General features: G+C 70.3%; 15 protein-coding genes. 5 read left to right on the top strand and 10 right to left on the bottom strand.

All coding sequences use genetic code 11. The annotated features are described in order from the left end of the window. Window positions 1-167: 167 nt before the first annotated feature. Genes AMETH_RS31005 through AMETH_RS30990 form a run of 4 tightly spaced genes read right to left on the bottom strand, consistent with a single transcriptional unit; the run spans window position 168 to window position 3272 of the window. Complete coding sequence (locus AMETH_RS31005) at window positions 168-914, bottom strand: ESX secretion-associated protein EspG (RefSeq protein ID WP_017985114.1); 747 nt, start codon at window positions 912-914, stop codon at window positions 168-170. A 4-nt stretch (window positions 915-918) separates the two neighbouring features. Then, the gene (locus tag AMETH_RS31000; RefSeq protein WP_017985113.1) at window positions 919-2157 is read right to left on the bottom strand and encodes a hypothetical protein; all 1239 of its coding nucleotides are present in this window, start codon (window positions 2155-2157) and stop codon (window positions 919-921) included. Between the two features lie 41 nt (window positions 2158-2198). Then, window positions 2199-2804 (bottom strand): DUF3558 family protein, encoded by a 606-nt coding sequence (locus AMETH_RS36175; protein WP_156131751.1) that lies wholly within the window; start codon window positions 2802-2804, stop codon window positions 2199-2201. A 9-nt stretch (window positions 2805-2813) separates the two neighbouring features. Beyond that, window positions 2814-3272, bottom strand: coding sequence for a hypothetical protein (locus tag AMETH_RS30990; protein ID WP_017985111.1), 459 nt, complete (start codon window positions 3270-3272; stop codon window positions 2814-2816). Between the two features lie 103 nt (window positions 3273-3375). On the opposite strand from AMETH_RS30990, the gene AMETH_RS30985 reads away from it, so the two are divergent. From AMETH_RS30985 to AMETH_RS30965, 5 genes are all read left to right on the top strand, one after another. Further along, window positions 3376-3819 carry a GNAT family N-acetyltransferase gene (locus AMETH_RS30985; protein WP_017985110.1) on the top strand — a complete coding sequence of 148 codons (444 nt, stop codon included), beginning with the start codon at window positions 3376-3378 and terminating at the stop codon, window positions 3817-3819. A gap of 43 nt (window positions 3820-3862) precedes the next feature. Beyond that, window positions 3863-4549: a metal-dependent transcriptional regulator gene (locus AMETH_RS30980; RefSeq protein ID WP_017985109.1), complete on the top strand. Its 687-nt coding sequence runs from the start codon at window positions 3863-3865 to the stop codon at window positions 4547-4549. Between the two features lie 80 nt (window positions 4550-4629). Beyond that, window positions 4630-5442 carry an LLM class flavin-dependent oxidoreductase gene (locus AMETH_RS30975; RefSeq protein WP_017985108.1) on the top strand — a complete coding sequence of 271 codons (813 nt, stop codon included), beginning with the start codon at window positions 4630-4632 and terminating at the stop codon, window positions 5440-5442. A gap of 19 nt (window positions 5443-5461) precedes the next feature. Further along, window positions 5462-6502 (top strand): zinc-dependent alcohol dehydrogenase family protein, encoded by a 1041-nt coding sequence (locus AMETH_RS30970; protein WP_017985107.1) that lies wholly within the window; start codon window positions 5462-5464, stop codon window positions 6500-6502. Continuing rightward, the gene (locus AMETH_RS30965; protein ID WP_017985106.1) at window positions 6499-7338 is read left to right on the top strand and encodes a MurR/RpiR family transcriptional regulator; all 840 of its coding nucleotides are present in this window, start codon (window positions 6499-6501) and stop codon (window positions 7336-7338) included. Before AMETH_RS30970 ends, AMETH_RS30965 begins: the two co-directional genes overlap by 4 nt. A 57-nt stretch (window positions 7339-7395) precedes the next feature. On the opposite strand, the gene AMETH_RS30960 is transcribed toward AMETH_RS30965, so the two are convergent. The 6 genes from AMETH_RS30960 to AMETH_RS30935 all read right to left on the bottom strand — a co-directional run bounded on the left by AMETH_RS30960 (window position 7396) and on the right by AMETH_RS30935 (window position 15192). Further along, window positions 7396-10149, bottom strand: a complete 2754-nt coding sequence (locus tag AMETH_RS30960) for a PQQ-dependent sugar dehydrogenase (protein WP_156131750.1) — start codon at window positions 10147-10149, stop codon at window positions 7396-7398. Window positions 10150-10295: 146 nt separating this feature from the next. Further along, complete coding sequence (locus tag AMETH_RS30955; protein ID WP_017985104.1) at window positions 10296-11465, bottom strand: acyl-CoA dehydrogenase family protein; 1170 nt, start codon at window positions 11463-11465, stop codon at window positions 10296-10298. Continuing rightward, on the bottom strand, window positions 11462-12310 hold the full coding sequence (locus AMETH_RS30950; protein WP_017985103.1) for a 3-hydroxyacyl-CoA dehydrogenase NAD-binding domain-containing protein: 849 nt from the start codon (window positions 12308-12310) through the stop codon (window positions 11462-11464). Before AMETH_RS30950 ends, AMETH_RS30955 begins: the two co-directional genes overlap by 4 nt. Beyond that, window positions 12307-13047, bottom strand: a complete 741-nt coding sequence (locus AMETH_RS30945) for an acetoacetate decarboxylase (protein WP_017985102.1) — start codon at window positions 13045-13047, stop codon at window positions 12307-12309. The genes AMETH_RS30950 and AMETH_RS30945 overlap by 4 nt, the downstream gene beginning before the upstream one ends. Further along, the gene (locus AMETH_RS30940) at window positions 13044-14186 is read right to left on the bottom strand and encodes a CaiB/BaiF CoA transferase family protein (RefSeq protein WP_017985101.1); all 1143 of its coding nucleotides are present in this window, start codon (window positions 14184-14186) and stop codon (window positions 13044-13046) included. Before AMETH_RS30940 ends, AMETH_RS30945 begins: the two co-directional genes overlap by 4 nt. Before the next feature lie 100 nt (window positions 14187-14286). Beyond that, window positions 14287-15192 carry a LysR family transcriptional regulator gene (locus AMETH_RS30935; protein ID WP_017985100.1) on the bottom strand — a complete coding sequence of 302 codons (906 nt, stop codon included), beginning with the start codon at window positions 15190-15192 and terminating at the stop codon, window positions 14287-14289. Window positions 15193-15195: the final 3 nt, after the last annotated feature.

Here is a 15195-nt window from a genome sequence, read left to right as displayed (position 1 = left end):
GATCGATCGGCTAGGAGTTGTGGTTGTGCGCGGCTCGGGTGGGCTTTCGTGCGGGGTGCTCGTGCCCAGCCGCACCCGTGCCTGGGCCGCCGTCCTTGACCGGGCCCTCCACGCCGCCTGCTCCTGCAGGACCGGGCCTCTCGCGCGGTCGCGAGTGGCCCTTCCGCTCAGTTCAGCTCGCGGCGCAGCTCGTCCAGGCGGTCGGCCACGTCGGTGGCCGTAGCGGGAGCGAAGTGGAGGAGCTGGTCGTCGTAGTGCGGTTTCGCCTGGACGGTCCATCGGCCTTCGGCGTTGTCGTAGACCCTGAGCGGGAAGCGCGGGTGCCGGGGCTGTCCGGTGTGGTCGCGAACCTCGGCGTGCAGCTCGGCGATGAAGTACGGCTCCAGCGAGGCCAGGTAGTCGGCGCGCATCACCGCGCGGCTGGGCCGGGTGCCGTTCAGCTCGGCCTGGCGTGCGCCGCGGACCTCGCTGCGCAGCACGGTCAGCGACGGCTCCGGGGACTTGGGCACGTCCTGGGGGAGGACGTCGGCGAGGACTTTGCTGAGCCGGTCGCGCTGGAAGGTCCGGATCGAGATCTCCTGCCCGTCCCGCACGGCGACGACCCCGAACCGCTGGTCGGCGGCGACGAGGGTGGAGATGTTGACGCCCCGCGTGGTGTCCGACAGCCACCCGAACCGCGCCTCGGCGGGGGTCGTGAGCAGGTGCGCGAGGTCGGCGAACGTAGGCTCGTCGCGGGTGGGCACGTGGAAGCGGGCGAGGGCCGCGTCGGCGGCGCGCCTGAAGGCGACGTCGGCGTCGTCGGGGCGCCACACGGCCTGCGGTGCGAGCGCGAGGTGCAGTTCGGCGCCGGTGACCTTGGCGACCATGGCCGCGAGGAGGTCGACCTGGAACCGTTCCGGTTCGGCGAACCACATGGCGTTACTGGCCGAGCACCGGCGGGGAGACGGTCATGCCCGTGACGGGATCGACGGCCTTCTCGCCCTCCGCGGTGAGCTGGAAGTGCTCGTCTTCGTCCACGATGTACTTCCGCTGGTGCTCGCCGTCGTCCTCCCCCTTGCCGCGGTTGCCCGCGCCGGCGCCCAAGGCGCCCGGACTGCCGGCGGCGCCACCCCGCCCGGCCGCGCCGCCGCTGCGGCCGAACGACTCACCGGCCGCGGCGGGGTTCCCGGCGCCGAAGCGCTTGCCCTCGCTGAGGGGGTTGCCGCCGCCGGGGCCGAAACCACGGCCCGCGCCACCCCCGCCGAAGCCACCGGCACGGCCCGCGCCACCCGCGCCGAAGCCCCGCCCGGAGCCGAGGCCGCCCCGGCCTGTTCCGGCGCCTGGCCCACCTGCGGGGCTTGCGCCGCGATAACCCACGGTGCTCCCGTAGCCGGGGACGCCATGCGCGCTGGGGGTGCCGGCGCCCTGCTGGGGAGGGCTGTAGGACGCCGCCGCGGGCGGCACGTAGGCCGCGTCGGAGGCGACGGTGCGCCCGTCGGCCGGGATCTGCCCTGCCGGGGCCTGGTAGGGCCCCGGCAGGGACGAGGTGCCGCCGGTGACGCCACCGCCGCCTCGGGAGGCACCCCCAGCGCCCCCGAAGCGCGGCCCGTCACTGGTCGGCTTGTTCTGGATGTCGACGCTGCCGCCCGGCTGGGCGCCCTGGGTGACCCCGAGCACGCCGGCGTCGAGGGTGCCGTAGGTGGTCGGCATCTTCGCGCCGTTGTCGCCGGAGGTGGTCGACCAGGACTGCATGGCCTCGACGTTCTGCTTGGCGGCCGCGTTCGCCGCCGCCACCCTGACCATCTGGCTGAGGTCGCCGTTCGCGGCGCCGATGATCTCCTTGAGCGCCGGAGGGGTCTGCGGAACCTCCGGCACCGGGACAACCTTGTTCTTGGTGTCGAAGAAGGCCTGGGACTGGCTCTCGATAAGGTCGTTGGCCGTCTTCATGGCGGCAGCAGCACCCGAATGGGCGACCGCCAGGGGGCCGACGCTACGGACAGCAGCGTTGGCCGCGTCACCCGTCCAGCCCTCCTCCATGGCCCCGGCGAGTGAGGTCACCTGTTCGGAGCGGACCTCGTACTTCTTCATCACCGCGCGCAGGTGATGCTGTGCCTGCTGGAGACCGCCAGGGCCCGCCGCGGCCTTGTGGAAATTGTCGTAGATCTGCTGACCCGTCATCCCTTCGAGGGAAGCGGTCGAGCCCAGTACCGCTCCAGTCATCATTGCCGCCCGGCTTTGATGGTGTCGATGACTCGGGCGGCCACATTCGTCGCCGCCTTGCAGTTGTCCTTCGTCGCGTCACCGCGAACCGTCACGTGGAAGATCGCCTCGGAATTAAGTCCGACGTTGAGATCGCAGGTTGCCGGGCGGAAGTCGGCCAGGCTGCTGAACGCCGCCGGATAACCAGCCACCGTCGCCGGCTCGAAATAACCGTCCTTGTACGCCCCGGTGGCGTTCTTGTCGTAGTCGTTCGCGAGCCCGCCGGCAACCCTGATGTAGGTCACCTGCACGATCCACTCGGAATTCGGCCCGAACTCCCAGCTGCAGCCACCCTCGACCGCTTGCCTCCCCTGCTGCTCGACCCCCAGGTCGGACTTCTGCGAGCTGGTCAAGCTGCTGCAGGGGTCGCCGAGGAACTTGCCTTCGTCGAGCGGCTCGCTCACCGCCGGCGCTGAATTCGAGCTTCCGGCGGACGATGTGGAAGTCGACGCGGGAGCGGTCGTCGGGAGGATGGGATCGTCGCCCTCATCCGAACAGGCTGCGGCGCCCGCGATCACAACGGCGAAGGTCGACAGAGTGGCGAGAGACCGCATCGCGCTGTTCAAGTCACACCCCTAGGAATACAGTCCGTGACCGCTCGTGTCCTGGTCGTCATCAACATACAGGCCCGCGCCGGTGTGTTGTTCTTGCTCCACGTATGTGCCGTTGGCCTTTTTCAGTGCATCGAGCCACTTGCCCGCGTAGGAGACCAACTGCCGGTTGTGAGTCATGGCTGCTTCGATCGAACTCTGCGTGATCGCGGCATTCCTGACGGCGGGTTGATCAGGCGACGGGGCGGTGACCGCGCCCCAGGCGAGCTGCAACTTCTGGAAGTCGTCGTCCAGCCCCTCGATCAGTTCCTTCCACTTGGGGATCAGCGCCGCGATCTGGTCCGGGTCGAAGCTGTACCCCGCCCCTCCCACGAAGCTGAGCCCGGCGCCCACCATGGAGTCGATCTGGGCCGGCCCCCGCGTGCTGCTGATCGCCGACTGGATCTCGGCCTGGGCCTGCCTGCCCCCGTTGCCCTCGGTCATCTGTTCCCTACCCCCTGTGCGGAACGCGGTTCAAGGAGAGGTTAGCGCGACCGGGTCACCCACGGCGTCCGGTTGGTCGAAATCGCCGCATAGCATGAGTCACATGCCGGTACGAGAAGCCGAGGTCAGGGACGCCGACGAGATCTGCGCGCTCATCGAGGAGCACGCCCGCTACGAGGGCAACGACACGCTCACCCTCGACCGCGCCGAGATGACCAAGCACCTGTTCGGTCCGGAGCCCAAGGCGTGGGTCCTCATCGCGGAACCGCCCGGCTCCAACACAGTCGCGGGGATGGCCTTCTGCTCCTGGAACTTCTCCACCTGGGAGGGGCGCCCGGGGATCTGGCTGGACGACCTGTACGTCCGCCCCGAATACCGCCGCCACGGGCTGGGCAACGAACTGCTCGCCGCGCTGCGGTCGCGCACCGATGGGCGCGTCGAGTGGGACATGCAGGAGGGCAACGAGCGCGCCGCGGCCTTCTACGCCCAGCTCGGCGCGCAGCCGGTGCCCGGCTGGGTCCGCTACCGTTGGTCCCCGGGGAGTTAGGCAAGGCTGACTCTCGCCGGGGGCCGCACGTAGAGTTATTAGCATGCCTGACAGTCCGCACCGCTCGTCCTCCTCGTCGATCGAGGACTACATCCGGGTCATCTACGGCCTGGTCGAGCGCGGTGAGGCCGTCACCAACACGACCCTCGCCGGCCGCCTCGAGGTGAGTCCCTCGTCGGCGTCCGGCATGGTCACCAAACTCGCCCAGCAGGGCCTCGTCGAGCACGTCCCCTACCGCGGCATCGAGCTGACCCCGGAAGGCCGCCGCCTCGCGCGGGGCGTCCTGCGGCGCCACCGCCTCATCGAGACCTACCTGGTGCAGGAACTCGGCTACACCTGGGACGAGGTCCACGGCGAGGCCGACGCGCTCGAACACGCTGTCTCCGACCGGCTCATCGAACGCATCGCGGCCAAGCTCGGCAACCCGGTCCGCGACCCGCACGGCGACCCCATCCCGGCCGCCGACGGCAGCGTCGAGGAGGTGCCGACCCGCCTGCTCGACGAGATGGAGCCGGGCGCGGTCGGGCAGATCGTGCGCGTGTGGGACACCGACCCGGACATGCTGCGCTACCTCGCCGACCACGCCATCGCCCTCGGCGAGCGGATCGAAGTGGTGGAGCGGCAACCGTTCGGCGGCTCGCTCGTGGTGAAGGTCGGATCGGGCGCCCAAGCGGCGACCCACGCGCTCGGCAAGGAAATCGCGCAGGCGCTGAGCGTCGCCGTCTTCTGACGGTGCGCCTCCCGACGTAGGCGGCGAAGCCGCCGACGAGCGGACGCGGTGACGAGCCCGACGCGGTCACCATCGACCGCATGACTGACAAACCCTTCCGCTTCGGCCTCGTGGCCGGCCAGATCACCCACCTCACCGACTGGACAACCCTCGCCCGCCGCACCGAGGTCCAGGGCTTCGACATCCTCCTCTCGCCCGACCCGCTCGGCGGTCTGGACCCCTTCACCACCCTGTCCGCCGCCGCGGCCGTCACCACGGAGCTGCACGTCGGCACCTTCGTCGCCGTCGACGGGTTCCGCGACCGGCGGCTGCTGGCCTGGCAGGCGGAGAGCCTGCACCGGCTCACTGGCGGCCGGTTCGAACTCGGCCTCGGCACCGGCCGCCCTGGCGCGGAGAGCACCCTCCGGCAGCTCGGCCGCGAGTTCGGCACACCGAAGGAGCGGGTGGCGCACATCGCCGAAACCGTGCGGCACCTCAACGAGCAGGAGGTCCGGCCCAAACTCCTCCTCGCCGCAGGCGGCCCGAAGATGCTCGCCCTCGCCGGGCGGGAAGCCGACATCGCCACCATGGCCTGGCAGCCCCGCACCACCGAAACCGAAGCACGGGAACTGGTCCGCGTCGTCCAGGACGCCGCGCACGGCCGGGACGTCGAACTCGCCATGAACCTGCTCGCCGTCGGCGACGAACCCGCGCCGTGGCTGGAGCGCTACATCGGCACCACGATCGCCGACCTGGTTGCCCACGACTCCGTCAGCGTCCTGCCCAGCACCACGCAGCAGGCCGCCGACACGCTCCTGCGCCGTCGCGAGGAGCTGGGCATCTCCTACGTCACCATCAACTCCGGCTACGCCGACCGATTCGCCCCGATCGTGGAGCTGCTCAAGGGCCGCTGACGCCACGTAGGGTGTCGGGGTGCGCGCAGTCGTCTTCACCGAGTTCGGAGCCCCACCGCAGGTCCGCGACGTGCCCGACCCGGCACCGGCCCCGGACGGGGTGGTCGTCGCGGTCGAGGCGACCGGCGTGTGCCGCAGCGACTGGCACGGCTGGCGCGGCCACGACAGCGACATCACCATCCCGCACGTGCCCGGCCACGAACTCGCCGGCCGGATCGTCGCGACCGGCGACCGGGTGCGCCACTGGTCACCCGGTGACCGCGTCACCGTCCCGTTCGTGTGCGCCTGCGGCGCGTGCGACCAGTGCGTCACCGGCAACCAGCAGATCTGCGTGAACCAGACCCAGCCCGGGTTCACGCACTGGGGATCGTTCGCTGAGCTGGTCGCCCTCGACCACGCCGACGTCAACCTCGTCCGGCTGCCCGACAACCTCGGATCCAGCACGGCCGCGGCGCTCGGCTGCCGTTTCGGCACCGCCTTCCGCGCCGTGCTGCGGCAGGGGCGGACGACCGCGGGTCAGTGGGTCGCCGTGCACGGCTGCGGCGGCGCGGGCATCTCGGCGGTCATGCTCGCCGTCACCGCGGGCGCGCGGGTCGTTGCCATCGACCTCTCACCCGAAGCCCTTGCGCTGGCGGCGAAACTCGGCGCGGAAGCCACTGTCGACGGCAGCCGGGACACCGCCACCGCCGTCCGTGACATCACTGGCGGCGGCGCGCACGTCTCCCTGGACTGCGTCGGCCTGCCGCAGACCTGCGCGGCGTCGGTGGCGAGCCTGCGGCCCCGCGGACGGCACGTCCAGGTCGGGCTGATGCCGCCGAGACAGGGGATCCCGCCGATCCCGATGCACCGCGTGATCGCCGACGAACTGGAGATCCTCGGTAGCCACGGCATCCAGGCCCACGAGTACCCGGAGATGCTGGCGATGGTCGAACGATCCACAATGGACCTCGACGCGCTGGTCGGCCGCCGGATCACGCTCGACGAAGCACCGGCAGCGTTGATGGCGATGGACGACCCGGTCGGCGGCGCCGGCGTCACGGTCGTGGAGATGCGCGTGTGAAGGCCCCCGGGAGCTACCAGGAGCTGGCGGAGCTGCTCCGGAGCCGGTTGCCGAAACTGGCCTCGGGGCAGCTGCGCATCGCCCACCTGCTGCTCGCCGACCCGGAGGGCACGGCCTACCGCGGCATTTCGGAGGCCGCGCGGTTGCTGGAGGTCCGGGAGTCATCGGTGACGCGGTTCGCGAACTCCCTGGGGCTGCCCGGTTATCCGGACATCATGGAGCTGTGCCGCACCTGGGTGGCCGAGCAGGCCCAGGTCGCGCGGCGCACCGAGCACGCCGCCGAGCCGGAGCCGGGTGGCCTGCTCTCCGCGGTGCTGGAACAGGAACAGACGAACCTCTCGCGCACTTTCAGCCACCTGGAGCGTCCGTCGTGGCGGCGGGCCGTGGAACTGCTCGCGCGGGCGCCGCGGGTGCACGTGATGGGTTTGCGCGAGTGCCGGCCGGTGGCGGACCTGGCGGCGCAGCGGCTGGGCGAGGTCCTGCCCGCCGTGCACCGGCTCGGCGCCGGCTCGCTGCCCGACGAACTCAGGGAACTGTGCGAGGACGAGGTCCTGCTGGTGTTCTCGGTGCGCCGCTACGCCGCCGACACGGTCCGCGTCGCCGGCTACGCCAAGGAAACCGGGCTGCCGGTGGTGGCGTTGACGGACAACGCCGCCTCGCCCTTGGTGGAATCCGCGGAGGTGGCGTTGTTCGCGGAAACCAGCGGTGTCTCGTACAGCCGCTCGCTGACCGCGCTGACGGCGCTCACCCAGGCGCTGGTCACCGAGGTCGCGATCGAGCTCGGCGACCCGAAACCGGACCACCGCCTGCTCGACACCCTGCACTTCTACCACTGAGCAACGAAAAACCGCCCTCCCCGCACGCGGCGGGGAGGGCGGCCTTCGCACCGGAACTCAGTATTGGCGGTCGATCACGGTCCCGTTCGGGTACCACTGGATGTAACCACGCTGGAAGTTGTTCCGCCTGCCGCCGTCCGCGGCGAACTCACCCGTGGTCGGGTAGCCGAGGTACGACGTCTCCCAGCCCAGCGCCGACCACCGCGCCCGGATCGCGCCGTAGATCTCGTGCGCGCCCGTCGACGGCGAAAAGTAGATCGACGCCCCCTTGTCGAAGTGGTTGTACCGGCCGATGCCGTCCGGCGTGATCAGCTCGTCCGTGGCCGGGTAGCCCATCGGGCCCGCTTCCCAGCCGGTCTGCTGCCACACCTGCCGGATCAGGCCCCAGATCGAGTGGGCGCCGTTGGCAGGCGTCCAGTAGATCGAGCCGTCCTTGCTGAAGTGGTTGTACCGGCCGATGCCGTCCGGCGTCACCAGCTCGTCGGTCGTCGGGTAGCCGAGCGGGCCGGCCTCCCAGCCCTTCTCCGCCCACTTCTCCCGGATCACACCCCAGATGGCGTGCGTGCCGGTGTTCGGCGAGAAGTAGATCGACGCCGTCAGCGAGCCGGGCGTGCCGATGTAGTGGTTGTACCTGCCCACCCCGTCCGGCGTGGTCAGCTCATCGGTCGTCGGCGCGCCGAAGCGGGTGTGGCCACCCAGCTCCAGGTACTTGCCGAGGATCGCGCCGTGCACCTCGTGCACGCCGGTCTGCGCCGACCAGTACATCCGGCCGTTCTGGTACGCCCGGTAGTTGACGTTGCCGTCCTGAACCTCAGGCGCGGTCGGGGCGCCGAGCAGTGTGCGCACGGCGGCGTCGCTGTTGTAGCGCTGGTCGATCGCCGTCGCGTAGGTCGCGGTCAGCGTCAGGTCCGAGGTGACCGTCAGCGTCCGCGTCCGGCTGGTCGACCCGTCCTCCCACGCGGCGAACTTGGACGCGCCGTCGGAGGCGGTTTCCGCGGCCACCACGTCGAGCGTGACGCCCTCGGTCACCAGCGCGGTGTTCACGTTGCCTTCGGACGGGATCTGCAGCGACGCGGGCACGTTCGACTTCAGCGTCAGCCGGTGCTGGCGCGGCCAGGCCGTGTAGCTGGTGCTGGTGGACACGCCCGCGCTGTCGGTGGTCGTCGCCGTCAGGACCATCCGGGAGTCCGGGTGGTCGGTGAACGGGACGCTGAAGGTCGAGCCGCTGGCGCCCACGCCGGGGTGCGAGTGGCAGGTCTCCTCCTCCGGGCAGTGCAGCACGATGGAGGTCCAGTTGACCTGCAGGTCGCCGTCCTCGGTGTCGGTCGCGGTCGCGGCCAGCGAAACCGGCTCGCCTATCGCGAAGTCCTGCGCGGACGGCTCGGTCAGCGTGATCACCGGCGTGTGGTTGGCGGGCGCGACGGTGAAGGACGTGGTCCCGGCCTTGTTGAGCGGGTCGCGCACGGTCAGCGTCGCGGTGAACGGGCCGTCGGAGCTGTAGGCGTGCGTGGTGGTCACGCCGGTGCCGGTGGTGCCGTCGCCGAAGTCCCACGTGTAGGTGAGCGTGTCACCGTCGTAGTCGGTCGACTCGGACGCGTCGAACGTGACGGTGCGGGTCGCCGGGTCGCTGGTGGTGGTCGCCTTCGCCACCGGGGTCGTGTTGCCGGTGACGTAGCTCAGGCGGCGCAGCTTGCCCGTGTAGATGTCGGCGTAGACGACGTCGCCGTTGGGGGCCGCGGCGAACTTCACCGGACCGCCGATGTCGGTGGCCAGCGGCGGGTCCTGCGGCGCCTGGGTGAGGGTGCCCGCGGTGTTCCAGCGCGCGGTCCACAGCTTCTTGCCGACGTAGTCGCCGAAGAAGAACGCGCCCTGGTACTCGGCCGGGTAGCTGGATCCGGTGTAGACGAGGCCGGCGGTGATGCTGTTGCCCTGGTTGGAGGCGTCGCCGTGGTGGTACTCCCACAGCGGCGCGCTGTTGGTCACCGACGCGCAGCCGGGCAGGTCGGCGTAGCCGGGGGTGCGGTGGTTGCCCTCCCAGCACGGCCAGGCGTAGTTACGGCCCGGCTGCACCAGGTCGAGCTCCTCCCACTCGTTCCAGCCGACGTCACCGACGACGGGCTGGCCGCTGCTGGGGTCGAGCGTGAACCGGAAGGGGCTGCGGAAGCCGCTCGCGAACACCTTGCTGTGGGTCGCCGTGGGGTTGGCCGCGTCGTAGTACGGGTTGGTCGGCACACCGCTGCCGTTGGCGTTGATGTGCAGGACCTTGCCGTTGAGGGCGTTGACGTCCAGGGTCTTCAGCGCGTTCTCGTCGACGCGCGTGTAGTCGGAGTTGTCGCCGATGGAGACCCACAGCGTGCCGTCGTCGGCCGCGATTAGACCGGTCATACCGTGCACATCGGAGCCGCCGGGCATGTCGATCAGCGTCTGCTCGCCGGTGATGCCGGTCGGGTCGGGCGAGCCGGTGACCGTCCACTTCGCCAGCCGCAGCGTGAACGACGTGCTGCCGGGCACCGAGCGGATCAGGTAGATCGCTTTCGAGGTGGCGTAGTCGGGCGCCACGGCCACACTGACGAGACCCAGGTCACCCTGGTTGCGCACGCTCAGGCTGCGCAGCGTCCGCGTGGTCGCGCCGTCGGCGGAGGTCCAGTTGAGCTTGCCGCTCTTGCCGGTGCTCAGGTAGCTGCCGTCGGGCAGGTACGCGAAGTCGGTGAGGTCGTAGGCGTTTTGACCGGTCGGCTGGTCGAGCAGCACGAAACCGGGCGGTGGCGCGGCGGCGGCCTGCGGGGCCGAGATCGCTGTGACCAGGCCCAACGTGATCAGTCCAGTCCCGATGAACGCGAGTAAGCGTCTGGCTAACCACCGAGAGTGCATGTATCCCCCTTCCAGGCGTACGACTTCTCTTCGCCTGAAAGGGGGATTTCGTTGCTGAGAGTTATTGATCTGTGATGCAAGATCGGTTACACGAACGCGCTCTCGCCAGTCACGGCCTTGCCGACGATCAGGGTGTTCATCTCGCGGGTGCCCTCGAAGGAGTAGATGGCCTCCGCGTCGGCGAAGAACCGTGCCACGTCGTAGTCCAGGACGATCCCGTTGCCGCCGAGCAGTTCACGGCACCAGGCCACCACCTCGCGCATGCGCGAGGTGACGAACGCCTTCGCCAGCGAGGACTGCTCGTCGCGGAAGATCCCCGCGTCCTGCAGGCGGGCCAGCTGGACCAGCATGCCCCACGACGCGGTGATGTTGCCCAGGCTCTTGACCAGCAGGTCCTGGACGAGTTGGAAGCCGGCGATCGGCTTGCCGAACTGCTTGCGCTCCTTGGCGTAGGCGAGCGCCGCCTCGTAGGCGCCGATCATGGCGCCCAGCGCCTGCCAGGCGACGCCGCCACGAGTGGCGCGCAGGATCTCGGCGACGTCCCGGAACGAGCGGATGTTCTGCAGCCGGTTCGCCTCCGGCACCCGCACGTCGCTCAGGGTGATCTCGGCGTTCTCGACGATCCGGAACGCCACCTTGTTCTCGATCTTGACCGGGACGAAGCCCGCCGCCGGGGTCTCCACGACGAACCCCTTGACGCGGTTGTCGTCGACGTCCCGCGCCCACACGACGACCAGGTCGGCGAAGGTGGCGTTGCCGATCCACCGCTTGGCGCCGTTGAGCACCCAGGTGTCGCCCTCGCGCTTCGCCGTGGTGCGCATGCCGCCCGCCACGTCGGACCCGCCGAGCGGTTCGGTCATCGCGAACGCGCCGATCTTGTCCATCGCGGCCATGGCCGGCAGCCAGCGGTCGCGCTGCTCCTGGTCCCCGCCCGCGTACACGCTGTACATCGCCAGTCCGTTGTGGACGCCGAAGAAGGTCGCCACGGACGGGTCGACGCGCGAGTACTCCGCGGCGAGCATCCCGGTCAGCAGGTGGCTGCCGCGCGGTAGCGGGGAGCCGTAGCCCTCGTAGGCCATGCCGGCCAGGCCCAACTCGCGGAACTTGCCGATCAGCTCGCGCGGGAACTCGCCGCGCGCCCAGTACTCGTTGACGATCGGCTTGACCTCGGTCCGCATGAAGTCGCGGGCCCTGAGCAGCGTCTTGCGCTCCTCTTCGGACAGCAGGTCCTCGTAGCCGTAGAAGTCGGCGCTCATTCGGTGTCTCCTTGCTCTCGGGCGGTGAGGATCGCGAGCTGCTTGCGGTCGCGCTCCGCCGCGAGATCTTTGTATGCCTTGTCGCCGTAGGCCTTTTCCACGGCTGCGATGACGCGCTCGGTGGCTGCCGGGTCCGGCCGCCCGGGTGTGATCCGCTGCATCGACGCGCCGATATGCGTCGCGAGGTGCCGGTACCCGCCGGGACCGCCGCCGAGGTGCGCGCCGAGGAACGGGCCGACTGCCGCCCAGCGCAGGCCTAGCGAGTTGACCACGACCTCGTCCAGCCCGGCCGGATCGACGACACCCGCCTGCACCAGGTGGATCGCCTCGCGCTGCAGGGCGTTCTGCAGCCGGTTGCCCACGAAACCGGGCACCTCCTTGCGTTCCACGACCGGCACGCGGCCGAGCGAGCGGTAGAACCCGACGGCGTCTCGCACGGCTTCTTCCCTGGTGCGCGGGTTGGGAACGACCTCGACCAGCGGCATGATGTGCGGCGGGTTGAACGGGTGTCCGATGAGGACACGTGAGCCGTCGATGCCCGCGGTGAACTCGCTGGACGGGATCGCCGAGGACGAGCTGAGCAGCAGCGCGTGCGCGGGCGCCTCGGCGACCAGCCGGGCGAACAGCTCCCGTTTGAAGTCCAGCCGCTCGGGTCCGTTCTCCTGCACCACGTCCACGTCGCGCACGGCCTCGCCGACCGAGCCGGCGATGTGAACGTCCAGGTCGCCCAACGCTTCCGCCAGGTCCGGCCGCGGATCGCTGACCCGCACCTCGTGGCCGTGCGCGGCGAACAGGGTGGCCCAGGACAGTCCAATCGTGCCTGCGCCGATCACCGCGATCTTCATGACGCCTCCAGGTAGTCGTGCACCGGGGTGACCGGCGCCAGGGTGAGATCGGTGAGCACGTGGCTCGCCGAAACGACCTCCCGCACGGGCAGATCGGCCAGCGGGGCGAGGACGTGCTCGAACAGCTGCAGCCGCGCGGGACCGGTCCAGGCCTGCTTGACCGTGACATCGGTGATCCGGGTCCGGACCAGTTCCGCGACGCGCGGACGGCCGTCGCATCCGGGGACGATCTTGAGCATGAACGTCGGGACCGCGATCTGCTCGCGTGCTTCGGCGAGGTCGAGCGGGTGGTGCTTGTAGCCCATGGTCGCCGTGACGACCCGGAGCGTGCCGTAGTCGAGCGTCCCGACGAGGGCGCCGTGGTCGACGTACAACCGCGGCGCGCCAACGGTTTTCGGGTAGGCGCTGACTTCGCGGCCGGACGCGGTGGCCGGGAAGTTGTCCAGGTGCATCGCGTGCAGGTACTCGCCGCGCTCGTCGCCGAGCCGCACCGGGATCGCCTGCCCGGCCTCGGTGTAGGGGCCGTAGCCGCTCACGTCGCCCATGCGCATGACCTCGAAGCGCACCAGCGGCTCGTCGATCTCCAGCGGCTCCGGGACGACGGCCCGCAGCGCGTCGACATCGGTGCGGTAGACGATGTTGAGGTACTCGCGGTCGGTGAACCGCGGCACGACCGGCGCGTAGGCCGGGTTGGTCAGCGGGGTCGTGTGACGCCGCGCGGCGTCGGTCGCCTTCATCGTCCGCTCACCTCGCGCAGCACCTCTTCGGTGTCGGCGCCGGGCACCGAGGGCAGGCGGCGTATTTCGGCCGGGGTCGCCGAGAACCGGACCGGGATGCCCGCCGTGCGCACCGGGCCTTCGGTCGGGTGCTCGACCAGCCGGATCAGGCCGCCGTCGCGGACATAGGGATCCTCGTCGGCGCGGTCGAGTTCCAGCACCGGCGCCATCGGGATGCTGTGCTTCGCGCACACCTCGGCCCACTCCGCGGTCGTCAGCGCCGGGGCGCACTCCTCGATCAGGTCGGCCAGCGCGTCCTTGTCCGCCGAGTCCACGTAGTCGCCGTTCACGCGCGGGTCCTCGGCCAGCTCCGGCCGGCCCGCCGCGGCGAAGAAGTCCCGGAAGTTCTGCGGGTTGTACGGGATCACGCAGGCCAGTCCGTCCTTCGTGCGCACCGCGCGGTGGCCCTGCCCCATCGACAGCGGGAAGCCGGTGGGCGCCGACGGCGGCTCGAAGGTGTGCCCGGCGAGGTGCTCGACCAGGTTGAACGCGATCAGCGTGTCCGTCATCGGGACCTCGACGTGCTGGCCCCGCCCGGTCTTCCGCTGGTGCAGCAGCGCGGCGAGCACCGAGTAGGCGATGGTCAGCGCGGAGACCTTGTCGCCGAGGATCGTCGGCAGGTACACCGGCTTGCCCAGCGCGCGGTTCGCGATGTCGACCAGCCCGGACGCGGCCTGCACGGTCTCGTCGTAGGCGGCGTGGCCGGCGCGGTCGGAGTCGCCGCGGAAACCCTGCGCGTGCGCGTAGACCAGTTTCGGGTTGCGTCGGGACAGCTCGTCGTAGGTCAGGCCGAGCCTGCCGAGCGCGCCCGGGCGCATGTTGGTGATCAGCGCGTCGGCGGTGTCGATCAGTTCGAGCGCCCGCGCGCGCTGCTCGTCGTCCTTGAGGTTCAGGGCCACGCTGCGCTTGTTGCGGTTCACCGCCATCGCCAGCGCGGTCATGCCCGGCGTGTTGCGGTAGTGCCCGTTGCGGGCCGAGTCGCCCGGCGCCTCGATCCGGATCACGTCCGCGCCCAGGTCGCCGAGGATCTGCGCGGCGTACGGGCCCATCACCACCGTGGAGAGGTCGATGACCCGGATCCCGTCGAGTGGACCACTCATCACTGCTCCTCGTTCTCGTCCTCACCTAACAATTCGACGGTAGGTCCGAAAACGGGGACAGGGAATGATCAATGAGCGAACAATGGTATGACCGCGGTGGTCATACCATTTGCCGGAAAACCTCTCTGGCGTCCGCGACCAGTCCGGCGAGCTCCGCCCCCGGACAGGCGCGATCGCGTCGCCAGATGAGGCCGGTCTGCAGCTCGGGGCGGAAATCGGCGATCGGGAGCACGGCCACGTTCTCCACGCTGTAGTTGCGCATGGGACTGCGCGGGTCCAGCATCGAGACGGTGAACCCGAGGCTGCTCGCGACGATTTCAGCGACCCCGGAATAGTCTGTCTGCGGTGGCTTGAGGCGTTTCTTGACACCTGCCGCGCGCAGTTCCTGGTCCAGTTGTTCGAAATACACCGGCTGCGCTTCCGGCGGCACCGGGACGTAGGGCAGGTCCACGAGGTCGGTGAGGCTCAGCGCGTCGCGGCCGTCGAACCGGTCCGCGGGCACGACCGCGCCCAGCGGTTCGGACAGCACGCGCACGACCTCCAGCGCGGGATCGCTCACCGGCAGCCGGACCAGCGCGAGGCTCAGCCGCCCGTCGTGCACCGCCTCGATCAGGTCGCTGGTACGACCCGGCCAGCGCTTGAGGTCGAACCGGTCGCGGCAGCGTTCCTCCAGTTCCTGCACGCGGGCCCGCAGGTCCGGGTGCAGTCCGGCCGGCACCCCGATGAGCGCCATGCGGTGCCGCGGGCCGAGGGCCTCGCGCAGCCGCCAGGGGATGGCGTTGAAGTGTTCGAGGGCTTCGCGGGCGAGGGGGAGGAGCGCGGCGCCGGCGTCGGTCAGCTCGACCCTGTGCGTGCTGCGCCGGAACAACCGGTGCCCGAGCTCGCGTTCGAGGTCCTTGATGCGCTGGCTGAGCGGGGACGCGGCCATGTGGAGTTTGCGCGCGGCCCGGGAGAAGTTCAGCTCCTCGGCCACCACGACGAAGTAGCGCAGGTGAAAGATCTCCACCCG

The sequence above is a fragment of the Amycolatopsis methanolica 239 genome (assembly GCF_000739085.1).
In the GTDB taxonomy this organism is placed as follows: Bacteria; Actinomycetota; Actinomycetes; order Mycobacteriales; family Pseudonocardiaceae; genus Amycolatopsis_E; species Amycolatopsis_E methanolica.
This window is presented reverse-complemented; position numbering and strand designations above follow the sequence as displayed.